Origin of the sequence: Chromobacterium subtsugae, from assembly GCF_001676875.1 — a bacterium.
In the GTDB taxonomy this organism is placed as follows: domain Bacteria; phylum Pseudomonadota; class Gammaproteobacteria; order Burkholderiales; family Chromobacteriaceae; genus Chromobacterium; species Chromobacterium subtsugae.
In genome coordinates this window covers 253765-277110 of sequence record NZ_JYKA01000003.1, presented here as the reverse complement: position 1 = coordinate 277110, position 23346 = coordinate 253765, and the positions used below count along the sequence as shown (strand labels likewise).

General features: G+C 65.3%; 19 protein-coding genes. 11 read left to right on the top strand and 8 right to left on the bottom strand.

Annotated elements, in window-relative coordinates; genetic code table 11:
• Nucleotides 1-7 precede the first annotated feature (7 nt).
• The 9 genes from MY55_RS05240 (at nt 8) to MY55_RS05200 (ending at nt 9840) form a co-directional block, all read left to right on the top strand.
• Nucleotides 8-1606 (top strand): carboxyl transferase domain-containing protein, encoded by a 1599-nt coding sequence (locus MY55_RS05240; RefSeq protein WP_065202060.1) that lies wholly within the window; start codon nt 8-10, stop codon nt 1604-1606.
• Nucleotides 1607-1616: 10 nt separating this feature from the next.
• The gene (locus MY55_RS05235; protein ID WP_047237702.1) at nt 1617-2405 is read left to right on the top strand and encodes an enoyl-CoA hydratase/isomerase family protein; all 789 of its coding nucleotides are present in this window, start codon (nt 1617-1619) and stop codon (nt 2403-2405) included.
• Nucleotides 2406-2539: 134 nt separating this feature from the next.
• The gene (locus tag MY55_RS05230) at nt 2540-4495 is read left to right on the top strand and encodes an acetyl/propionyl/methylcrotonyl-CoA carboxylase subunit alpha (protein WP_065202059.1); all 1956 of its coding nucleotides are present in this window, start codon (nt 2540-2542) and stop codon (nt 4493-4495) included.
• Nucleotides 4496-4529: 34 nt separating this feature from the next.
• Nucleotides 4530-5012, top strand: a complete 483-nt coding sequence (locus MY55_RS05225; RefSeq protein ID WP_047237704.1) for a tetratricopeptide repeat protein — start codon at nt 4530-4532, stop codon at nt 5010-5012.
• Between the two features lie 23 nt (nt 5013-5035).
• Nucleotides 5036-5569, top strand: a complete 534-nt coding sequence (locus tag MY55_RS05220; RefSeq protein WP_043577793.1) for a GyrI-like domain-containing protein — start codon at nt 5036-5038, stop codon at nt 5567-5569.
• Nucleotides 5557-6450 (top strand): hydroxymethylglutaryl-CoA lyase, encoded by an 894-nt coding sequence (locus MY55_RS05215; protein WP_043577796.1) that lies wholly within the window; start codon nt 5557-5559, stop codon nt 6448-6450. Before MY55_RS05220 ends, MY55_RS05215 begins: the two co-directional genes overlap by 13 nt.
• A gap of 62 nt (nt 6451-6512) precedes the next feature.
• A complete protein-coding gene (locus tag MY55_RS05210) occupies nt 6513-8474 on the top strand; it encodes an acetoacetate--CoA ligase (RefSeq protein WP_043577799.1) in 1962 nt (653 codons plus the stop codon).
• 283 nt (nt 8475-8757) lie between these two features.
• Nucleotides 8758-9606 carry an HDOD domain-containing protein gene (locus MY55_RS05205; protein WP_060379918.1) on the top strand — a complete coding sequence of 283 codons (849 nt, stop codon included), beginning with the start codon at nt 8758-8760 and terminating at the stop codon, nt 9604-9606.
• A gap of 21 nt (nt 9607-9627) precedes the next feature.
• Entirely contained in the window at nt 9628-9840 is a 213-nt protein-coding gene (locus MY55_RS05200; protein ID WP_065202058.1) for a hypothetical protein, read from the top strand.
• A gap of 183 nt (nt 9841-10023) precedes the next feature.
• Here the strand turns inward: MY55_RS05200 and MY55_RS05195 are convergent, their stop codons facing one another.
• The 7 genes from MY55_RS05195 to MY55_RS05165 all read right to left on the bottom strand — a co-directional run bounded on the left by MY55_RS05195 (nt 10024) and on the right by MY55_RS05165 (nt 19093).
• Nucleotides 10024-11673: an ArnT family glycosyltransferase gene (locus tag MY55_RS05195; protein WP_043577803.1), complete on the bottom strand. Its 1650-nt coding sequence runs from the start codon at nt 11671-11673 to the stop codon at nt 10024-10026.
• 111 nt (nt 11674-11784) lie between these two features.
• On the bottom strand, nt 11785-12000 hold the full coding sequence (gene rpmE, locus MY55_RS05190) for a 50S ribosomal protein L31 (RefSeq protein WP_043577805.1): 216 nt from the start codon (nt 11998-12000) through the stop codon (nt 11785-11787).
• Between the two features lie 107 nt (nt 12001-12107).
• Nucleotides 12108-13481, bottom strand: coding sequence for a cysteine--tRNA ligase (gene cysS / locus MY55_RS05185; protein WP_047237707.1), 1374 nt, complete (start codon nt 13479-13481; stop codon nt 12108-12110).
• A gap of 133 nt (nt 13482-13614) precedes the next feature.
• Nucleotides 13615-14832, bottom strand: coding sequence for a 6-phosphofructokinase (locus MY55_RS05180; protein WP_076098013.1), 1218 nt, complete (start codon nt 14830-14832; stop codon nt 13615-13617).
• A gap of 273 nt (nt 14833-15105) precedes the next feature.
• Nucleotides 15106-15450 (bottom strand): fucose-binding lectin II, encoded by a 345-nt coding sequence (locus MY55_RS05175; protein WP_043577808.1) that lies wholly within the window; start codon nt 15448-15450, stop codon nt 15106-15108.
• Nucleotides 15451-15675: 225 nt separating this feature from the next.
• Complete coding sequence (gene ushA, locus MY55_RS05170) at nt 15676-17322, bottom strand: bifunctional UDP-sugar hydrolase/5'-nucleotidase UshA (RefSeq protein WP_047237708.1); 1647 nt, start codon at nt 17320-17322, stop codon at nt 15676-15678.
• 85 nt (nt 17323-17407) lie between these two features.
• The gene (locus MY55_RS05165) at nt 17408-19093 is read right to left on the bottom strand and encodes a glutamine--tRNA ligase/YqeY domain fusion protein (RefSeq protein ID WP_043577815.1); all 1686 of its coding nucleotides are present in this window, start codon (nt 19091-19093) and stop codon (nt 17408-17410) included.
• A gap of 341 nt (nt 19094-19434) precedes the next feature.
• Here MY55_RS05165 and MY55_RS05160 point away from each other — a divergent pair, with 341 nt between their 5' ends.
• Entirely contained in the window at nt 19435-19740 is a 306-nt protein-coding gene (locus MY55_RS05160; RefSeq protein ID WP_043577818.1) for an H-type lectin domain-containing protein, read from the top strand.
• Between the two features lie 52 nt (nt 19741-19792).
• Here MY55_RS05160 and kdoO read toward each other — a convergent pair whose 3' ends face one another.
• Complete coding sequence (kdoO, locus tag MY55_RS05155; protein ID WP_043577821.1) at nt 19793-20644, bottom strand: Kdo hydroxylase KdoO; 852 nt, start codon at nt 20642-20644, stop codon at nt 19793-19795.
• A gap of 284 nt (nt 20645-20928) precedes the next feature.
• On the opposite strand from kdoO, the gene MY55_RS05150 reads away from it, so the two are divergent.
• Entirely contained in the window at nt 20929-23187 is a 2259-nt protein-coding gene (locus MY55_RS05150; RefSeq protein ID WP_065202057.1) for a YgiQ family radical SAM protein, read from the top strand.
• Nucleotides 23188-23346 lie beyond the last annotated feature (159 nt).

The following is a 23346-nucleotide window of genomic DNA, read 5'->3' as shown; positions in this document are numbered from 1 at the left end:
AAACCACATGCCCATCCTCGAATCCAAGCTGTCGCCGCGCGCCGCGGACTTTGTCGCCAACACCGACAAGATGCGCGCGCTGGTGGACGATCTGAAACAAAAAGTCGCCCAGGCGGCGTGGGGCGGCGGCGAAAAAGCCCGCGCCAAGCACACCGCGCGCGGCAAACTGCTGCCGCGCGAGCGCATCGACCTGCTGCTGGACCCCGGCGCGCCGTTCCTGGAGCTGTCCCAGCTAGCCGCCTACAACATGTATGGCGGCGACGCGCCCGGCGCGGGCGTGATCGCCGGCATCGGCCGCATTTCCGGCATCGACTGCCTGATCATCGCCAACGACGCCACGGTCAAGGGCGGCACCTATTACCCGATGACGGTGAAGAAGCATCTGCGCGCGCAGGAAATCGCCCGCGACAATCGCTTGCCCTGCGTCTACCTGGTGGATTCCGGCGGCGCCTTCCTGCCGCTGCAGGACGAGGTATTTCCGGACCGCGACCACTTCGGCCGCATCTTCTACAACCAGGCCAATCTGTCCGCCGCCGGCATTCCGCAGATCGCCGTGGTGATGGGCAGCTGCACCGCCGGCGGCGCCTATGTGCCGGCGATGAGCGACGAAACCGTCATCGTCAAGGAACAGGGCACCATCTTCCTGGGCGGCCCGCCCTTGGTGCGCGCCGCCACCGGCGAGGTGGTCAGCGCCGAGGAATTGGGCGGCGGCGACGTGCACGCCAAAATCTCCGGCGTGGCCGACCACCTGGCGCAAAGCGACGCCCATGCGCTGGCCATCGCCCGCCGCATCGTGTCGGACCTGAACTGGAAGAAACAAGGCGAACTCGACCGCGCCGAGCCCAAACCGCCGCGCTACGCCGCCGAGGAAATCTACGGCGTGATCCCGGCCGATCTGAAAAAGCCGTTCGATGTGCGCGAGATCATCGCCCGGCTGGTGGACGATTCGGACTTCGACGAATTCAAGCAGAACTACGGGACCACATTAATCACGGGCTTTGCCCGTTTGAACGGCTATCGCGTCGGCATCCTCGCCAACAACGGCATCCTGTTCAGCGAATCGGCGCTGAAGGGCGCGCACTTCGTCGAGCTGTGCTGCCAGCGCGGCATTCCGCTGATCTTCCTGCAGAACATCACCGGCTTCATGGTGGGCAAGAAGTACGAGAACGGCGGCATCGCCAAGGACGGCGCCAAGCTGGTGACCGCGGTGGCCTGCGCCAAGGTGCCCAAGTTCACTGTGCTGATAGGCGGCAGCTTCGGCGCCGGCAACTACGGCATGTGCGGCCGCGCCTACTCGCCGCGCTTTTTGTGGATGTGGCCGAACAGCCGCATCTCGGTGATGGGCGGCGAACAGGCCGCCGGCGTGCTGGCGCAGGTGAAGAAGGAACAACTGGGCGACGCCTTCACGGCTGAACAGGAAGAGGCGCTGAAAGCCCCGGTGCGCCAGCAGTACGAAGAACAAGGCCACCCCTATTACGCCAGCGCCCGCTTGTGGGACGACGGCGTGATCGACCCGGCCCAGACCCGCGACGTGCTGGCGCTGGCGCTGGATGCCGCGTTGTCGGCCCCGGTCGAAGCCACGCGCTTCGGCGTGTTCCGGATGTAAGGAGCGGATGATGAGCCACACCACGCTGCAAATCGAGCAAGCCGGCAAGGTAGCCACCGTCTGGCTGAACCGGCCGGAGCTGCACAACGCGCTGAACGAAGTGCTGATCGCCGAGCTGACCGAGGCGATGCGCCAGCTGAACCGCAAGCAAGACGTCCGCGTGATCGTGCTGGCCGGCCGCGGCAAGAGCTTCTGCGCCGGCGCAGACCTGGACTGGATGCGGCGCGCCGCCGGCTACAGCGAAGCCGAAAACCTGGCCGACGCGCAAAAGCTGGCCGCCATGCTGAAGGCCGTCTACCGCAGCGCCAAGCCGGTGATCGCCCGCATCCACGGCGCGGCGATGGCTGGCGGCACCGGCCTGGCGGCGGTTTGCGACATCGCCATCGCCACCGACGCCGCCAAGTTCGCGCTGACCGAAGTGCGGCTGGGCCTGATCCCCGCGACCATCGGCCCCTATGTCGCCGACGCCATCGGCCCGCGCCAGGCGCGGCGCTATTTCCTCTCCGCCGAGCGCATCCCCGCCGGCACCGCGCTGAAGCTGGGGCTGATCCACGAGCTGGTCAGCGAAGAACTGCTGGACCAGCGGGTGGCCGAAATCGCCGAAGAGCTAGCCAAGGGCGCGCCGGGCGCGCTGCGCGAAGCCAAGCTGTTGCTGGCCGAGCTGCGGGAAGGCTCGCCGTGGGACGACCAATTGCTGGAGCACACCGCCGGCCGCATCGCCTCCATCCGCGCCGGCGACGAGGCGCGCGAGGGGCTGGCGTCGTTCTTCGAGAAACGCGCGCCGAAGTGGCAGGAATAACCAGGACAAAGCCATGTTCAACAAGATACTGATCGCAAACAGAGGCGACCAGCAGCCGCAAGGCTGCGCAGCTGCGAAGCAACATCGCCTGCCGGCGCCCCAGCGCCAGGGCGGTTTCGCCGCGGGAGACCGCCATGTTCAATAAGATACTGATCGCCAACCGCGGCGAAATCGCCTGCCGCGTCATCAAGACCGCCAAGGCCCTGGGCATCGCCACCGTCGCCGTTTACTCGGACGCCGATGCGAACGCCCGCTTCGTCAAGCTGGCCGACGAGGCTTACCGTCTGGGCCCGGCGCCGGCCGCCGAGTCCTATCTGCGCGCCGACCGGATCCTGGCCATCGCCCGGCAGAGCGGCGCCCAGGCGGTGCACCCCGGCTACGGCTTCCTGTCGGAAAACGAAGACTTCGCCGCCGCCTGCGAGGCCGCCGGCATCGCCTTCATCGGCCCGCCGGCCTCGGCCATCGCCGCGATGGGCAGCAAGTCCGCCGCCAAGGCGCTGATGGAGAAAGCCGGCGTGCCGCTGGTGCCCGGCTATCACGGCGATGACCAGGACCCGGCGCTGCTGCAAAACCAGGCCGACGCCATCGGCTACCCGGTGCTGATCAAGGCCAGCAGCGGCGGCGGCGGCAAGGGCATGCGCATCGTGGAAAAGAGCGCAGACTTTTCCGCCTCCCTCGCCTCCTGCCAGCGCGAAGCGCGCGCCAGCTTCGGCGACGACAAGGTGCTGGTGGAGAAATACCTGACCCGCCCGCGCCACGTTGAGATTCAAGTCTTCGCCGACACACTGGGCGGCTGCGTCTACCTGTTCGAGCGCGACTGCTCGGTGCAGCGCCGCCACCAGAAAGTGCTGGAAGAAGCCCCGGCCCCCCACCTGCCGCAAGCCACCCGCGAGGCGATGGGCGAAGCCGCGGTGGCCGCCGCGCGCGCGGTGGGCTATGTCGGCGCCGGCACAGTCGAGTTCATCATGGATGTCGACACCGGCAAGTTCTACTTCATGGAGATGAACACCCGGCTGCAAGTGGAACACCCGGTGACCGAGATGATCACCGGCCAGGACCTGGTGGCCTGGCAGCTGGCCGTCGCCGCCGGCGGCGCGCTGCCGCTGAAGCAAGAGCAGCTGGCCATCCGCGGCCACGCCATCGAGGCCCGCATCTACGCCGAGGACCCGGACAAGGGCTTTCTGCCGTCCACTGGCACGCTGGTCCATCTGGCCACGCCTGCGGAGTCCGCCAATGTGCGCATCGACACCGGCGTCGAGCAAGGCGACGCCATCTCGCCGTTCTACGACCCGATGATCGCCAAGCTGATCGTCTGGGGCGAAACCCGCGAGGCCGCGCTCCGGCAGATGGACGCCGCGCTGGCGCAGTACCAGATCGTCGGCCTGTCCAGCAATGTGTCTTTCCTGCGCCGCATCGTCAACCACCCCAGCTTTGCCGGCGGCCATGTCGATACCGGCCTGATCGCCCGCCACCATGACGAACTGCTGCCGCCGCCCGCCGCGCCGACGGCCCGCCAGTTGGCGCTGCTGGCGCTGGCCGAAGCGCTGGCGGACCAACCGACCTACCCGGCGCCTGCAGGCTGGCGGCTGAATGGCGAGCAGACGCGCCGCTTCAGCTTCCGCCAGGATGAAGAAGAGCATGCGGCGACGCTGCGCCATGCAGCCAATGCTTACGCCGTCGCCGCGAACGGGCAAACATTCGCCGCCCGCGCCAGCCTGCAAGGCCAGCAACTGCGCGCCACGCTGGACGGCGCCGCCATCCACGCCACCGTGGCGCGCCACGGCGCGCAGCGGGTGCTGTTCGCAAACGGCGAACGCCTGGCGCTGGATTGGGTGGATCCCTATGCCTACGCCGAACTGGGCGTGCACGGCGAAACCCACCTCAAGGCGCCGATGCCGGGCCGGGTGGTGGCGCTGCTGGCCGAGATCGGCAAAAAGGTGGCCAAAGGCTCGCCGTTGTTGATCCTGGAGGCGATGAAGATGGAGCACACCATCACCGCCCCCGGCGATGGCGTGGTGCAGGATTTTTACTTCGCCGCCGGCGAGCAGGTCAATGATGGTGACGAACTGGTGGATTTTGCCGCAGAATGACTTAGTCATTAATGCATAAAAAGGAATCGACACCATGCATATCGCTCTGGAGAAAATTCAGCAATTGCGCGCTCGCGGCGAGCACGACGCCGCTCGCAAACAGGCGCTGGAATTGCTGCAGCACCAGCCACAGCACGCCGATCTGCATTATCTGACCGCCTGCATCCACGATGGCATGGGGCTGGAGGCCGCGGCCATTCCGCATTACCAGCAAGCGCTGGAGCTAGGCCTGAGCGGCGACAACGCCGCCCACGCCTGGCTGGGCCTGGGCAGCAGCCTGCGGGCGCTGGGGCAGTACGCCGACGCGGAAGCCGCCTTGCGCCACGGCCTGCAGCATTTCCCGGACAACTCGGCCTTACAGGCTTTCCTGGCGATGGCCTTGTACAACCGCGGCCAGCACAAGGAAGCCACGCAAAGCCTGCTGCAGCTGCTGGCCGGCACCAGCGGCGACGCCGGCATCCAGAACCATCGGCAAACGCTGCGCTTCTACGCCGAAGACCTGGACCGCGCCTGGTAACGAAACCCAACAAGGAAGCCGGCATGGAAGCTGCCATCATCGACTGCCCCGGCTTGGCGCTGGCGGGCCACAGCATCGCCACCCGCAAGGCGGACGGCGACAATCTGCGCGACATCCCCGCTTTCTGGGCGGACTACGCCGCCCGCCTGCGCCAGCCGCTGCTGGATGCGCTGCGCCTGCCCCATGCCGCGGAGTACGGCGTGGTCTACGATTTCGACCCCGCCGGCGGCGGCTTCCGCTATCTGATCGCCATCGAATGCCCGGACGCGGCCGCCCTGCCTCCCGGCGTCGAACGACGGCGTCTGCCCCCTGCCAGATACGCCGTTTTCACCACCCCGCCGGCCGCCGGCCCCGCCGAGTTCGGCCAGCGCATCGCTCAGACCTGGCAACGCATCTACCAGGACTGGTTGCCTGCTTCCGCCGACTGGCAGCATGCGCCCGGCGATGTCTTTGAGCGCTACGACGGACGCTGCGCGCCAGGCCAGACCCGCCTCCAGATGGACATCTACCTCCCGATTCAGCCCAAGCTGCGCCAAGGAAAACCATGCAACACGTGAAGATTGTGGAAGTCGGCCCGCGCGACGGGCTGCAGAACGAAAAACAGCTGGTGCCGCTGGCCGTCAAGCTGGAACTGATCCGCCGGCTGGCCGACGCCGGCCTCTCCGCCATCGAGGCCGGCGCCTTCGTCTCGCCCAAGTGGGTGCCGCAAATGGCGGACAGCGCCGAAGTGCTCAAGGCTCTGGACCTTGGCGGCGCCGTCGCCTATCCGGTGCTGGTGCCCAACGACCAGGGACTGGACGCCGCGCTGGAGGCCGGCGCGCGCGAGATCGCGGTATTCGGCGCCGCCAGCGAGAGCTTCAGCCGGAAAAACATCAACGCCAGCATCGCCGAAAGCCTGCAGCGCTTCGAATCGGTGATGCGGCGCGCCCAGGCGGAGAAGCTCCGCGTGCGCGGCTACGTGTCCTGCGTGGTGGGCTGCCCCTACGAAGGCCCGATCGCGCCGGCCAAGGTGGCCGAAGTGACGCAAACCCTGCTGGACATGGGTTGCTACGAAGTGTCGCTGGGCGACACCATAGGCGTGGGCACCCCGGCCTCGGTGCACCAGATGCTGGACGCCGTGCTGAAAACCGCGCCGGCCGCGCGGCTGGCCGGGCATTTCCACGACACCTACGGCATGGCCATCGCCAATATCCGCGAAGCCCTCAACGCTGGCATCCGGGTGTTCGACGCCTCGGTCGCCGGCCTGGGCGGCTGCCCGTACGCCAAGGGCGCCTCCGGCAACGTCGCCAGCGAGGACGTCGCCTATCTGCTGCGCGGCGAGGGCTACCACACTGGCATCGATCTGACTAAACTGGTGGCCGCCGCCTGGCACGTCAGCGATGCGCTGGGCAAGCCGCCCGCGTCCAAGCTCGCGCACGCGCTCGGACGCCAGGCCTGATACAAACCGGCGCGCCCGCACAAGCAAGATCAACAACCACGGGCCGCGCCACAGGAGAAACCATGCAAGCAAGCCATCACCCCATCTGGACGCCCTCCGCCGGCCGGCTGGCCGGATGCCATCTCACCGCCTTCGCCAGGCTGGCGCAAACCGCCTGGAACAAGCCCTTGCCCGACTACCACAGCCTGTGGCAGGCCAGCGTGGACGACCCCGGCCGCTTCTGGTCGCTGGTATGGGACTACTGCGGCGTGATCGGCGACAAGGGCGGCGTGGCGCTGGCGGGCGAAGACGATATGCTGACCGCGCGCTTCTTCCCCGAAGCGCGGCTCAACTACGCGGAAAACCTGCTGCGCCGCGACGACGACGCGCTGGCCGTGGTGTTCCGCGGCGAAGACAAGGTGGAGCGCCAGCTAAGCTGGCATGAGCTGAACCAGCTGGTCTCCCGGCTGCAGCAGGCGATGCGCGCCGCCGGCATCACGGCTGGCGACCGCGTGGCCGGTTTCATGCCCAATATGCCGGAAACCCTGGCGGCGATGCTGGCCGCCTCCAGCATAGGCGCGGTCTGGACCAGCGGCTCGCCCGACTTCGGCACCGACGGCGCGCTGGACCGCTTCGGCCAGACCGAGCCCAAAATCCTGTTCTGCCCGGACGGCTACTGGTACAACGGCAAGCAGGTGGACATCCGCGCCAAAATGATCCACCTGGCCGAACACCTGCCCAGCGTGCGCCGCATCGTGGTGGTTCCCTACCTTGGCGACGGCAAAACCTTCGCCGCCGCCGTGCCCAGGGCCGAAACGCTGGACGCCTTCCTCGCCCCCCACCCGGCGCGGGCCGTGGAGTTCGTCCGCCTGCCGTTCAACCACCCGCTGTACATCCTTTACTCCAGCGGCACCACCGGCAAGCCCAAGTGCATCGTCCACGGCGCCGGCGGCACCCTGCTTCAGCATCTGAAGGAGCAGCAGCTGCACGCCGACCTGCACCGCGGCGACCACTTCTTCTACTTCACCACCTGCGGCTGGATGATGTGGAACTGGCTGGTCAGCGGCCTGGCGTCCGGCGCCACGCTGATGCTGTTCGACGGCTCGCCGTTCGCCGACGACGGCCGCGTGCTGTGGGACTACGCCGCCGAACACGGCTTCACCCATTTCGGCACCTCGGCCAAATACATAGACAGCCTGCGCAAAACCGACATCGTGCCGGCGCGCGACTGGCAGCTCCCCAATCTGCGCGCCTTGTTCTCCACCGGCTCGCCTCTGGTGGCGGAAAGCTACGACTGGGTGTACGAAAACATCAAGGCCGACCTCAACCTGGCCTCGATCTCCGGCGGCACCGACATCGTCTCCTGCTTCGCGCTGGGCGCGCCGACGCTGCCGGTGTACCGCGGCGAGCTGCAATGCCGCGGCCTGGGCATGGCGGTGGACATCTACGACGAACAGGGCCGGCCGGTCAGCCAGGAGAAGGGCGAGCTGGTCTGCACCCGCCCCTTCCCCTCCATGCCGATAGGCTTCTGGAACGACGACAGCGGCGAAAAATACCGCCAGGCCTACTTCGGCCGCTTCGCCGGCATCTGGTGCCACGGCGACTACGCCGAGCTGACCGCCCACAACGGCGTCGTCATCTACGGCCGCTCCGACGCGGTATTGAATCCCGGCGGCGTGCGCATCGGCACCGCCGAAATCTACCGCCAGGTGGAGGTTTTCCCGGAAATCCTGGAAAGCCTGGCCGTCGGCCAGAGTTGGCAGGACGACGAGCGGGTGGTGCTGTTCGTCAAGCTGCGCGACGGCGCGGCGCTGGACGAAGACCTGACCGCCCGGATCAAGGCCCAGATCAAGAACGGCGCCAGCCCGCGCCACGTGCCGGCGCGCATCGTGGCGGTGGCGGACATCCCCAAAACCGTCAGCGGCAAGATCGTCGAATTGGCGGTGAAAAACGTCATCCACGGCCGGCCGGTCAGCAATGTCAGCGCGCTGGCCAATCCGGAAGCGCTGAAGCTGTTCGAAAACCTGGGCGAGCTGGCCGAATAAACATCGGCGGCATGCCATGAAAAGGACGAGGGCGGCAGCCCTCGTTTTTTTGGCCGCTCGATAGCCAAGCGCCCGGCCAAACCGCGCCGACGCGACCATTTCATTCCAAAATCCGCCAAATGCGCCAAATCAGGGCGCTATCGGCATGCTTTCAAACACGGGATGCGCTGAACTGAATTATCATGAATACAAGCGCTTTTGAGCAGCGGCGGATTGCGTGGACGCAAGCGGAATCCGCCCATCGCGCCAGCAAGCGAAGCGCAGCGATTTTCGGAGCGGAAACATGTTGAGCCGGCACCAGCAAAGCTGGGGTATTGAACAATGGGCAGCCTATCTGAAAGACAAGGACATACCCGTTTTATCGGCGACGAGAGATAGTTTCCAGGCGCTGAAATCCCAGGGAAACGACGCGCCTGAGTTTTCGCCGCGGGAACTGGTGGACATGGTGCACGACGACCCCTATCTCGCCCTCAAATTGCTGATAGAAGCCGAACGGCATCGCTCCAGACGCCTCGGCAAGGAAACTACCACCCAGTTGGGCGCCATACTCCAGCTCGGCAGCGATGAGTTGTATTCGCTGATCTCCAGAAGCCCGGTCGTGGCGGTGAACCACCCGGGCTGGAAAGCCGCCGTGGCCACCGCAGTCCTGGCGTCCGGCATCGCGCGGGCCTGGTCGAATTTCCGCTCCGACACCTCCCCCGAAGAAATCTCCCTGGCCACGCTGCTTTCCGAAACGGGCGAATTGCTGTTATGGCATTTCGCGCCGGAGTTGCCGGCCCAGGCCATCGCGGAATTCGAAGCCGGACGCGCCAACCGAACTGGCCTGGCGCAATTGAATACCGCCGGATTCACGTTTCGGCAATTGACGCTGGCCCTGGCCGACATCTGGCAATTGCCGCAGATGATCAGCCAGTTGATCCGCGGCGTCGACAGGCCGCGCACGCATATCGCCCAAATCGCCATCGACTGCGCCCGGCATCTGATGCAGAACCCCGACAATCCGGCCCTGCCGTCCGACATCGGCAATATCTCCCAATATATTCCCGGCGTCGCCAAGGAAAAGCTGGTCTCGGTGCTGCCGATTTCCGAAACCCAGCAAGCCCATATTCTCGCCGGCCTGCAAATGGAATGAGCCGGCCGGGATAGCTCGTATTTGCAGGCGGCCAGTCCCAAGGCATTGGCGACCCACCAGCGCGGCGGCTGGCGCCGGATCAGCCATGATGCCGATGCGATGAAAAAGGCCCTGTCGATTTGCCTGGCCGACCCCGGCGCCCAATGCTGGCGCTACGCGGTGGATGACAAGACAGTCTGGCAGGGTATGGTAAACAAGAGGATCTCGCGGATCCCGCTGCTCGCGCATCCATGACGCCGCGCGCAGGAACATCCCGATCGGGAAAAGCCGCTCCGGCCGAGGCCGCGCCAAAGCGGCCGCCGCAAGAAAAAGCCATTGCCCGGGCCAAGCCGGGGCAATCCGCGCGAAACTTCGGCCATCCCAAAACAAAAGCCATCCCGGCGCCAGCCGGAATGGCTTCGCCAGCTTGTTGCAGTCCTACTGCGCCGTCGGCAGGCGCCTGAGCAGCGCGAAAGTCATGTTCTGTTCGCGCGGACGGTGGCCCACCCACAGCACTTGCCAGCCGGGTTCCGCCATGCCTTCGCTCTTGTCCCGCACGATCAGCCAATAATCGCAGGGAGGCGTCTCGCCGGCCGGGAACGATACCAGATCCATCCCCGCGTAATAGCGCCAGCTGATCTGCGCCAGGCGGTTGCGGCTTTCGGTGGCGACGCAGCGCGCGTCGGCGGGCAGCTTGGCCTCCATGGCGGCCACCACCGGACGATAGCTCTTGGCGGCATCGAACCAGGGCAGCCATAAAGTCATGCCCAGGCCCCACAGCAAGGTCAGCCCCGCCGCCCAGTTGGTGATGGCCTGGCGCCCGCGCAAGTGCGGCCGCGTCAACGCCCACAGCCACGCCAGCGTGGCCGCCAGCGCGCCGCCGGCCTGCCACCACGACACATGCGGCTGGTAGAACGGGCTGAAATACTGCGCGCGTCCGGCCAGGCGCTCGGGCCAGCCGTAGTTCATCGCCGCCCATCCCAGCCACACCAGCAGGCCGAACAGGCCGCAAGTCATCAACGCGAACCAGTTGAGGAAAGCCGCCGCGCCGCGCCGCAAACTGTCCAGCTCCACCGCGGCCAGCACGGCTAGCGGCAGCAGCAGCGGCATCGCGTCGGTGATGTTGGCCCGGTCGGACAGGGTCAGGCCCAGCGCGATCACCACTGAAAACAACAATGGCAGCTGCAACTTGGGCGACTGCAGATAGCGATTGCGGTGCAGCGTCCACAAGGCCAGCGGCCAGGCCGGGAAGGCGAACCACAGCGCGTTCAGGCTGTAATAGCCGAAATCATGAAACAGCCGCAGACGATGAAAGCCGCTGGTCTGCCCCAGCGCGTAATTGCCCCACCAGTCGGCGAACAGCGCGGGCGAATCGCGCAGCAGCAGCATCGGCCATACCAGGATGGCCGGCACCGCCAGCAACAGCGCCAGCAGCAGAGTGATCGCGTACTGCCGGTTGCGCCAGCCGCTGAACGCCGGCAGCAGCAACGCCGCCAGCCAGATCAGCAGCAGATCGGCCAGACTTCCGCCCAGGAAAATCGCCACGCTGGAAGCCGCCAGCATGGCGCCGGCCAGGCCAGGCGAGCGCAGCGCCAGCGCCAGCGCGTAGAAGGCGGCGGCGAAGCCGGCAAAGCCCGCTATCATCGGCGTCAGCTGGTGGCCGGACTCCACCAGGCCGATGCAGCCTATCAAGATCATCACCACGCTGCGGCCATGACGCCTGCCGATCAGCTCGCGGCCGGCCATGCCGGCCAACAGCAGCGACAGCGACATCAGCAGCGGCGTGGCCAGCCTGGCGGCGTCATGCGCCGGCAGCAGCCAGGGCGAGAACAGCCGGATCAAGCCGGCAGCCAGCCAGTAATAGAGCGGAGGGTTGTCCAGATACGGCGCGCCCTGCAGGGTCGGCAACAGCCAGTTGCCGGTATGCAGCATGCCTTGCGCCGCCGCCAGCACGAAAGGCTCGTCCGGTTTCCAGGGGTCATGCCCCAGGATGCCCGGCCATAGCCAGATGAAGCACAGCAGCAGCAGCACCCAGGGTTTCTCGGTTGGCTTGGCCAGCGAACTGGCCTGCGCGGAATAAGTCAGCATCCGATTGCCACCTTAGCGTTCTGAAGGGTCAAATCAATTATCCCATGCCTTGGCGGCATGAAAAAAGGCAGCCGCAGGGCTGCCTTTTTTGTCTTCCAGAAACGGCCAGGCTTAGCGCTTGAAGAAGCCGCCGAATTTCTGGTTGAACTTGTCCACGCGGCCGGCGGTGTCGACGATCTTCTGCTTGCCGGTGTAGAACGGGTGGCAGTTGGAGCACACTTCGATGCCGAAGCTGTCTTTGGCCATGGTGGACTTGGTCACGAACTGGCTGCCGCAGGAGCAGGTAACGGACAGTTCTTTGTAATTCGGGTGAATATCGGTTTTCATCTCTCTACCTTTCATAACGGGTGCAGGGGTTTTGCCTGCACTGCTTGCGAAACGTGGCATTATCCGCCGTTTGCCGCCACTTGACAAGCGCGCAAACGGCAGATCGCTCAGGCGCGGCGCCAGCTGGTGCCGGCCGCGCCGTCTTCCAGCACGATGCCCTTGGCGGTCAACTCGTCGCGGATGCGGTCGGACTCGGCCCAGTTCTTGGCGGCGCGCGCATCTTTGCGCGCCTGGATCAGCGCTTCCACCTGTTCGGCCGACAGCTCGCCCTCGCCCACTCCGCCTTTCAGGAAGGCTTCCGGGTCGCGGCCGAGCAAGCCCAGCACGCCGGCCAGATCCTTCAACAAGCGCGCTTGTTGCGGATCGTGGCTCTTGTTCACCTCGCCGGCCAGCTCGAACAGCACCGCCACCGCCTCGGATGAATTGAAATCGTCGTCCATCGCCTTCTTGAAGCGCGCGGCGTAGGCATTGTTCCAGTCTATGCCGCTGGCGGCCGGCAGTTCGATGCCGCGCAGCGCCGTGTACAGGCGGGTCAGGCCGTGCTTGGCGTCGTTGAGGATGCCATCGGTGTAGTTGACCGGGCTGCGGTAGTGGCTGCGCACGATGAAGAAACGAATCACTTCGCCATCGAAATGCTGCAGCACATCGCGGATGGTGAAGAAGTTGCCCAGGCTCTTGGACATTTTCTCGCCGTCGACATTGATGAAGCCGTTGTGCAGCCAGTAGTTGACATACTGATGGCCGTGCGCGCCCTCGGACTGGGCGATTTCGTTCTCATGGTGCGGGAACTGCAGGTCCTCGCCGCCGCCGTGGATGTCGAAATGCTCGCCCAGATGGTGGCAGCTCATCACCGAGCACTCGATATGCCAGCCCGGACGGCCCTTGCCCCACGGGCTGTCCCAGGACGGCTCGCCCGGCTTGGCGGCCTTCCACAGCACGAAATCCAGCGGATCGCGCTTGTTCGGGTCCACTTCCACCCGCTCGCCGGCGCGCAGCTTGTCCAGCGTGCGGCCCGACAACTTGCCGTAGCCTTCGAATTCGCGCACCGCGTAGTAGACATCGCCGTTGGCGGCCGGATAGGCCTTGCCGTTGGCGATCAGCTGTTCGATCAGCGCTATCATGCCGCCCACGTGGTGGGTGGCGCGCGGCTCGTGCGTCGGCGGCAGCAGGCCCAGCGCGGCGGCGTCCTGGTGCATGTCGGCGATGGTCTCCTCCACCAGCTGCTCCGGCGTGATGCCGCGCTCCAGCGCGCGCTTGATGATCTTGTCTTCGATGTCGGTGATGTTGCGCACGTAGTCGACTTCATAGCCGGAGGCCTTCAGCCAGCGGTAGATCACGTCGAAGGCGGCCAGCATACGCGCGTGGCCGATGTGACAGAGGTCGTAAACGGTCATGCCGCAGACGTACATGCTCACTTTGCCGGGTTCGATGGGTTTGAACGCTTCCTTCTGGCGGGTCAGTGTGTTGTACAAGCTCAGCATGATCAAAAAACCTATGGTTGGACTATCGAAAGGGACGATTGTAGCAGAGCGCGGCCTGACTCTGTTACAGGCGCTTGAATAATGCAAAACCGCCGGCACGCCGACGGTTTATGACATGGAAATATATGGATAGTCAAACTTTTGGCCAGGCTATCGGCCGGTAATCCGGCAAGCCGTCCTTGAAAGGCGGAATGCGCTCGCCCTCCATCAACGGTTTCACATAGTCCAGAAAAGCCGGGGTCACGCTGAAACCGTCGGCGCCGATGAACGCCGGCGGCAGGCGCTTTTCCTTGTCCCCGACCTCGGACAGCGGCACCTCGGCCACGTCCCAGCAATAGGGGTGGTCGTTCAAGCGCCGAATGCCGGCCATCAACCCGGTTTTGCCGGCCAGCAGCCACTCCACCGCCCGCTCGCCCATCAGATAAGCCTGGCGCACGTCGGTATTCGAAGCCAGGTGGCCGCCGGCGCGCTGCAGGTAGTCGACCTGGGCGACATGGGCGGAAATGCCGCGCTCGCGCAGGATCAGCTGCGCCAGCCAATGGCCGGCGCCGCCCAACTGCTCATGGCCGTAGGTTTCCGACTGCTTGGCTTCGGCGACGAAGCGGCCGTCCTGACCGGTGATGCCTTCGGCCACCGCGATCGCGCATTGCCCGTACTTGGCCAGGCTGGCGTCCAGCGCCGCAAGAAACCGCGCCGGCTCGAACGGCACCTCGGGCAGCAGCAGCAAGTGCGGCGCCTCGTTCGGCGCGCGCGCGGCAGCGGCGCAAGCGGCCGCCAGCCAGCCGGTGTGGCGGCCCATGGTTTCCATGATGAACACCCGCCCCCAGCCCATGCTGGTCATGTCCAGCCCCACCTCGCGCATCGCGCTGGCCAGGAATTTGGCCGATGAGCCGTAACCCGGACTGTTGTCGGTGCCCATCAGGTCGTTATCTATGGTTTTGGGCACGCCGATCACGCCCAGCTTGTAGCCGGTGTGCTTTTCGAAATCGACCAGACGCTCGGCGCAGCCGAGCGAGCCGTTGCCGCCGTTGATCAGCAGGTAATGGATATCATGCCTGGCCAAGACATCGCGCAGCCGCAGCCAATCTTCCGGCGCCTCTTCGAATGTGCCTATCATGCGGCGGCTGACGCCGAAGCTGCCGCCAGGCATGAAGGCCAGCTGGGCGATGGCGGTATCGGGCACGCCGTCCGTATCGCACAACCGGCCGTCCAGCAGGCCCGCCAGGCCGTCGAAAGCGGCATAGAGCGACAGACCGAGGCGGCGCGCCGTCTCTATCGCCCCCTGGGCGGAAGCGTTCAACACGGCGGTGGGGCCGCCGGATTGCAGATATACGGCTCGGAGCTTGGACATGATCGCAACCTGGAATGAGTGGACGGACAAGGCGGCGCAGGCATAGCGGCGCCGCTGACACCACCAACATACCACTTGCGGGAAAGCCGCCTCAAGCCGCGCATCCGCGGCAAAACGGGATTCCTTGACCGGCGGCAAACCGCTTGCGAAGTTGCGGGGGAATTACAGTAGACACGGCAAATCGCCGCCTGCGAAAACAACGCGAGCGGCGACTTGGCGCCAAACGGGGGCGCGCCAAGCCTGCGGCAAGCGCGGGCCCAGCGCGCGGGCAGCTTAGCCCAGCGGCCAGTTCAACAGGACGATGGCGTCGTTGTAGTCGGCATCGGTGCCGTCTTCCGAACCCAGCAAGGCCAGATTCACCTTGTTGGCCAGGATCACCTGGGTGGACACCAGGTCGGAAGCCTTGCCGTTGACAGTCACCGTCACCCGGACGTTGCCGGTGCCGGAGTTGACCACCTGAGTGCCCAGGTTCTTGTCGGTGATGCCGCTGCCGCTGAAGGTGGCGCGGACTTCGTTGTCGACCAGAATGGCGACATTCTGCACATTGGCGGCATTGGTCAATACAGTGGCGCCGAAATTGATGCGCGCCGGAAGAGTGAATACGCCTTGCTGAGCCATGGTGATTCCTCCAGGTGATGCCAACCCCGCTGGCCGTCCGGCCGCGCGCGGGCCGGAACGCACAATGCGGCGGGGAATCGCGATTGTTCAAGCATCGAAATGCTTTCGCCCCCATCACCCTAAGCCATCGCTCCGGCCGGCACACCGGTACCAAGGGCTAGTACCCCTGGGCAGGCAAACCTCGCATGATTGCCCACCCGGCCAACGACAAGCGGCCCACCCGCGCTATTCGCGCGTCACATCGCCCGATGGCGCATAAGCCCCAGCCTGCACCGGCGCATGGCTGGCGAGATAAGCCTTCAGCATCTCGGCATCGACAAATCCGGTATTCACATAGCCGGGATGCCCGGCCATCTTCGGGTAGCCGTCGCCGCCCGCCGCCATGAAGCTGTTGATCGCCACGCGGTAGGTCCTGGCCGGATCGATGGCCGCTCCGGCCACCTTCGCCTCCCGCAGCTCGCCGCCCACGATGCGCAGCTTCACGCCGGCAAACTGCGCGAAGGCGCCGGCGCCGGGCGTCATCTTCGCCGCGGCCCGCAGATAGCCCAGCGCCTCGCTGCCCGGCAGGTCCACATAAGCTACGGTGCTGCCGAACGGAAACACCTTGAGCACATCCCGATAGCTGACCGCGCCCGCCGGCAGCGAGTCGCGGATGCCGCCCGAGTTGAGCACCGCGAAGTCTGCGTGGGTCTTGGCCATCATCGCCCGGCCGACGAGCACGCCCAGGCTGGTGGGCCGGCTGCGCACCGCGGCGCGGTCGCCCTCCAGCCTGGCGGATAGCTCGCCCACCTTGACATCCAATTCGGTCTGCCCCCGATCCTGGTAGTTCTTCAGGAAACTGCGCAATTTGCCGTCTTCCGGAATTCGCGCCTCATACAGCGTTTTCTGCGCCTTGCCGTCCGCGTCGACCATTGTCTTTTTCAAGTTGACCGGGATCAGCCGATACTTCACCAGCTTGAGGTTGCCGTTATGGAATTCGAAATCGGCGCGTCCGACGTATTTGCCCCACTCGTGCGCCTGCACGATCCAGGCGCCGTTCTGGCGATCGGGCGCGCAGGGGGCGCCCGGCATGTAAGCGTCGTCGCGGACGTTTTCGGCCTTCATGCACACCGGGTTCTGGCTGTGGCCGCCGACGATCAGGTCCAGCCCCTTCACCGCGCGCGCCATTTCCACGTCGCCCGGCGCATTCACGCCATGTTTGCCGTCGGCGTAGTGGCCCATGTGGGTGGCGGCGATGACGATGTCGGCCTGCTTGCGCAATGCCGGCACCAGTTGGCCGGCTTCGGCGATCGGGCTCTTGAACTCTATGCCCCGGATCTGCGCCGGATTGACCATCTTGGCGGTATCGTCGGTGGTCAGGCCCAGCACCGCCACCTTGACGCCGCCCAGATTGAACATGGCGTAAGGATCGAACATCCGCTTGCCATCCTGATAAATGTTGGCGGACAGCATCGGAAAATGTATCCAGCCGCGCTGTTTCATCAGCACCGGCAGCGGTTTGTCGAATTCGTGATTGCCCACCGCCATCGCGTCGTAGCCGATGCGGTCCATCGCGCGGAAATCGGGTTCGGCGTCCTGCAGGTCGGATTCGGGCACGCCGGTGTTGACGTCGCCGCCGGACAGCAGCAGCGTGTAGCCGCCCTCCGCCTTCACTTCGGCGCGCACTTGGTCGACCACCGTCTTCTGCGCGGCCAAGCCGTACTCGCCGTCGGCATTGGGCCAGAAACGGCCGTGATGGTCGTTGGTGTGCAGGATGGTGATCTTGTAGGTCTTGCCGGCGACGTAGCCGCCTTTGCCTGGCGCCGCCGCGCAAGCGGACAACAGGCCGGCGGCCAGCAGGGAAAGCAGGATGGATCCGGGCGAAACACGCATTTTTTCTTCTCCTTGCGGCCGATCGCCGGACCGCACGTAAAAATGGCGAACCCGGGGGCTCGCCATTCGACATCGCTGCTGTCGCTTATTTGCTCCAGCTGTCCTTCAGGCCGACGGTGCGGTTGAACACCGCCTTGACGCCCGGCTGGTGCTCCTTGCGGTCGGTGACGAAGTAACCCAGGCGCTCGAACTGGAAACGCGATTCCGGCGCGGCCTGCAGCACCGAGGCTTCGACATAGGCCGGCACCAGCGTCAGCGATTCCGGGTTGATGAACTGGCGGAAGTCGACGTACTCGCCATCTTCACCGCGCACCGCGTCCGGACGCGGCTCGGTGAACAGGCGGTCGTACCAGCGCACATCGGCCTGGATCGCGTGCTCGGCCGACACCCAGTGGATCACGCCCTTGACCTTGCGGCCTTCCGGATTCTTGCCCAACGTGTCGTGGTCGATGGAGCACTTCAGCTCCACCACGTTGCCGGCGGCGTCTTTCACCACTTCCTCGCACTTGATCACGTAGGAATAGCGCAGACGCACTTCTCCGCCGGCGGTCAGGCGCTGCCACTTCGGCGGCGGCACTTCCGCGAAGTCGTCCTGCTCGATCCAGATCTCGCGGGAGATCGGCACTTCGCGCTCGCCGAATTCCGGATGGTGCGGGTGGAACGGCGCGCTGCGGCTGGCGGTGACGGCGGCGTCGTAATTGGTCAGCGTCACCTTCAGCGGCTTCACCACCGCCATCACGCGCGGCGATTCGTTTTCCAGCGTCTCGCGCACCGCGCCTTCCAGCACGCTCATGTCGATGATGTTCTCGCCCTTGGACACGCCGATGCGCTGGGCGAACAGCCTGATGCCCTCCGGGCTGTAGCCGCGGCGGCGCATGCCGGCGATGGTGGGCATGCGCGGGTCGTCCCAGCCGGTCACCACGCCTTCGTTGACCAATGCCAGCAGCTTGCGCTTGGAGGTCAGCGTGTACAGCAGCTCCAGCCGCGACGATTCATACTGGCGCGGGTGGCAGCCGATGCTGATATTGTCCAGCACCCAGTCGTACAGCGGGCGGTGGTCTTCGAATTCCAGCGTGCACAGCGAGTGGGTGATGCCTTCGATGGCGTCGGAGATGCAGTGGGTGTAGTCGTACATCGGATAGATGCACCACTTGTCGCCGGTGCGGTGGTGATGCACGCGGCGGATGCGGTAGATGGCCGGATCGCGCAGATTGATGTTGCCGGAGGCCATGTCTATCTTCAGACGCAGCGTCTTGCTGCCGTCCGGAAACTCGCCGTTCTTCATGCGGGCGAACAGGTCCAGATTCTCTTCGACGCTGCGGTCGCGGTAGGGGCTGTTCTTGCCCGGTTCGGTCAGGCTGCCGCGGTACTGGCGCATTTCCTCGGCGGACAGGTCGTCCACATAGGCCTTGCCGGCCTGGATCAGCTCCACCGCGTAGCCGTACAGGCGATCGAAATAGTCGGACGCGAAGCGCACGTCGCCATCCCACTTGAAGCCCATCCAGCTGATATCGTCGATGAACGATTGCACATACTCCGGCGACTCTTTCTCCGGGTTGGTGTCGTCCATGCGCAGATTGCACTTGCCCTTGTAGTCTTCGGCCAGGCCGAAGTTGATGCAGATGGCCTTGGCGTGGCCGATATGGGCGAATCCGTTGGGCTCCGGCGGAAAGCGGGTGACGATGCTGCTGTGCTTGCCCGACGCGAGGTCCTGGTCGATGATGGTTCGGATGAAGTTGTTGACAACCGGCGCGTTGTTTTCCGTGCTCATGTTCTGGCTGTGGGTATGGATAGCGAATCGGCCATTGTACCCGATTTTGACTGAATATCGGGCGCAAGCTGGCCACTCTAGATGCTACTGCTCGCTGACGGCCCGCGCATGCGATCCGCCATCCGTGCAAATACGATAAGTATATCCAACGATTTCATTGCCGCATCGCACGATATAGAAAGGGGCATGGCTCGCGCATCCGGCTCAGCCGCGGCAAGAACGCTGAGCCGGCCTAGCCACCAGTCCAGGCTTACGCCAGACAAGCAAGCCGCCCAAACCAGCAGCCGGATAGACCATCAAGGGGATCGCGTTCAATCCGTTTCCAACGAAGGAGCATCATCATGACGCAAATCGTATTGGTAGGAGAGGTTTCCTCGGGCTACAAACATCCCCAGCAGCTCCCGTCCGGCGTGCCCGTCACCATCCGGGTACCGTTCAAGCTCCATAACGGGGCCGTAGTCTCGCTGCGCAATCCGCAAGTCATCATGTCCATCAAGGACGTCGACGCCTCTCACAATGAGAACCTGCGAATCAATCTTTACGCAAATGGCATCGACAATAACGGCTTCAACGCCAATTTCGAAACCTGGTCCGACTCCGCCATATACAGTCTCGTCGCCTCCTTCGTCGTAGTGGGAGACGCTTAAGTCCCGCGCCGGGCGATGGGAGTCATAGCCCCATCGCCCGCCAGGTCCCAACTCACGCCAGCGCCCGGCCCACGATGCGCTCCAGTTGCCGCAGCGGCGACTTGGCCGGGTCGTCCATCTTGTCCAGCGGCAGCCACAAGGTTTGCTCCAGCATGAACTGGCCTGACATCACCGCGTGAGAAGCGTGATCGGAGAAGCAGATCCAGGCGCCGCCGGGCGCGAAGGGCACGGTTTCCTGCGGGCAGCTGCGCTGGTATTCCAGGTCAGCCTTCATCGCGTCGTGCAGATGCAGCATGATGTGGTCGTAGCCGCTGCGCTTGCGCTTGGTGATTTTCAGCGCCGCCAGCAGGGCGGCCGAGCCGGGCCATTGCGCGGGCACCCGCGGCAGCATCTTCTTCGCCATGTCCTCGAACGGCTCGCCAACCCGCCATACCCGCGGCTCGCCGGCCGGGTTGACGTTGCAGAACACACGCAGGATGCGCTCGCCGTAGGTGGGCCGCGACGGGAAGGCATCCACGTGCAGGCGGCTGTCGTCCTTGCGCCAGGAGGTCTTGCGGTCTTCCACCCGCACCAGGCGCAGGCTGGTAGGGGCGGCGCGCGTCTTGCCTTGATATTCCGGCAGCACGCGGGCCAGCAGGCCGGCCGCCGCTTGCTGATAGCGCGAGATCAGCGCGCGCACCGCCGCCTGGGTCTCGTCGCCGCCCAGCACGCCGTGCAGCGCGCCGTTGTTCGGCTCCAGGCTGATGTTCTTGCGCTTGGGATCGGACAGCGCCGGATTGAGCAGCGCCTGTTCGGCCGGGCTCAAGGTGAAGCCGAAGTCTGGCACATGCAGCACGGCGCCCGCCTCCAGTTTCCGCACCAGATCGCGCTCCCCCGCCGCCACGCTCACGATACGCTCGCCCATATTCCCTCCTTGATCCTGATCGATAAAATGTCCGCGGCGGCGCCAACCCGCCGGGTGCTGCGCCGCACAAGCCCGCAAGGGTACACCAAACTCATGCCCCAGGCATCCGCCGCGGGCCGTCCGCGCGACAGACCCTTGATTTTCATCACAAAACCCCGCGCCGGCCCGCCGCGGACAAACCCCTACCGCCAGCCGGGCGATTCGCCATAATAAACAATTGTTTATGCTGATTTTTTTATCCGGATACGGCATAATGTGCGGCTGCCTGAATTCGACGTGAACGCATGACTACTCCGCAAGCCGCCGCCAAACCAATCGATTCCTACCGCAAGTACTGGGCCAGCCGTTTCGGCACCGCCCCGTTCCTGCCGATGACCCGCGCCGAAATGGACCAGCTGGGTTGGGACTCCTGTGACATCATCCTGGTCACGGGCGACTGTTACATCGACCACCCCAGCTTCGGCATGGCGTTGGTGGGCCGCCTGCTGGAGGCGCAAGGCTTCCGCGTCGGCATCATCGCCCAGCCGGACTGGCACAGCGCCGACGCGTTCCGCGAACTGGGCAAACCGAACCTGTTCTTCGGCGTCACCGCCGGCAATATGGATTCGATGATCAACCGCTACACCGCCGACCGCCGCGCCCGCTCCGACGACGCCTACACGCCGAACGCCGAGCCCAACAAGCGCCCGGACCGCGCGGTCACCGTCTACGCCCAGCGCTGCCGCGAGGCTTACCCCGGCATCGGCGTGATGATAGGCAGCATCGAGGCCAGCTTGCGCCGCATCGCCCACTTCGACTACTGGAGCGACAAGGTGCGCCCGTCGGTGCTGGTCAACTCCAAGGCCGACATCCTGCTGTACGGCAACGCCGAGCGCGCGCTGGTGGAAATCTCCCACCGCGCCGCCAAGGGCGAGAAGCTGTCCGAGATGCGCGACATCCGCGGCACCGCCTTCATCGTGCCGCACGGCTGGCGGCCGGACGACGAATGGCAGGAGATGGACTCCAGCGTGGTGGACGTGCCGGGCCGCGTCGACCCGCACCTGAACCCGTACCAAGAGATACCGGAGCAGGCAGCCGAGGCCACCAAGGACATCGATCCGTCCAAACCGCAGGTGATCCGCATCGAATCGCGCGAGGAGCGCCTGGCCAAGCGCCGCGCCGAACGCGCCAAGACCGTGATCCGCATCCCGGCCTACGAGGCCGTCGCCCACGACCCGGTGCTGTACGCCCACGCCAGCCGCACCCTGCATCTGGAATCCAACCCCGGCAACGCCCGCGCGCTGGTGCAGATGCATGGCGAGCGCGACGTATGGCTGACGCCGCCGCCGATTCCGCTCACCACCGAGGAAATGGACTTCGTCTACGGCCTGCCCTACGCCCGCAACCCGCACCCGGCCTACGGCGACGCCCACATCCCGGCCTGGGAAATGATCAAGTACTCGGTCAACATCATGCGCGGCTGCTTCGGCGGCTGTACTTTCTGCTCCATCACCGAGCACGAAGGCCGCATCATCCAGAGCCGCTCGGAAGAATCGATCCTGCACGAGATCGAGGAGATCCGCGACAAGACCCCGGGCTTCACCGGCCACATCTCCGACCTGGGCGGCCCGACCGCGAACATGTACCGCCTCAGCTGCAAGGACCCAAAGATCGAATCGTCCTGTAGAAAGCTCTCGTGCGTGTTCCCGGACATCTGCGAAAACCTCAACACCGACCACAGCCACCTGATCCAGCTGTATCGCAAGGCGCGCGCGCTGCCGGGAGTGAAGAAGATCAACATCCAGTCCGGCTTGCGCTACGACCTGGCCGTGCGCTCGCCCGAATACATCAAGGAGCTGGTGCAGCACCACGTCGGCGGTTATCTGAAGATCGCGCCGGAACACACCGAGGACGGCCCGCTGTCCAAGATGATGAAGCCGGGCATGGGCGCTTACGACAAGTTCAAGGAACTGTTCGAGCGCTTCAGCCGCCAGGCCGGCAAGGAACAGTACCTGATCCCCTACTTCATCGCCGCCCACCCGGGCACCAGCGACGAGGACATGATGAATCTGGCGCTGTGGCTGAAGAAGAACAACTTCCGCCTGGACCAGGTGCAAACCTTCACCCCGACGCCGATGGCGATGGCCACCACCATGTGGCACACCCGCCGCAATCCGCTGAAGCGCCTGAGCCGCAGCTCGGAAAAGGTGGACGTGGTGCGCGACGGCTACCGCCGCAAGCTGCACAAGGCCTTCCTGCGCTATCACCATCCGGACAACTGGCAGATCCTCCACGACGCGCTGATCCAGATGGGCCGCAGCGATCTGATCGGCCACAGCAAGCACTGCCTGATCCCGCCGACCCCGCCGGGCGACAAGGCCGCCGCGGTGCGCCACCGCATGGGCGCGCCGGCCGCGCGCGGCAAGGCGCCGGGACAGCGCGCGGCGGGCAACGCCCCGCAGCGCGGCAAGCCGGCCGTCGGCGCCAGGCCGCAATCGGGCAAGCCCGCAACCGCCAAGAGCGGCGGCGGCAAGCCTGGCGGCAAAACCAGCCGCAGCCGCTAAGTCCCGACCAAGCCGCCCGATGGGCGGCTTTTTGCCGCGCCCGGCCCTGGCCATGACGGCGGACGCGGCATCGCAAAGAAAAATTCAAGAGCCCGGCGGCGCGAAATTAAGATATCGTCATGCCATGCGCAGCCGCCGCCAGCCGACAGCACACCACAA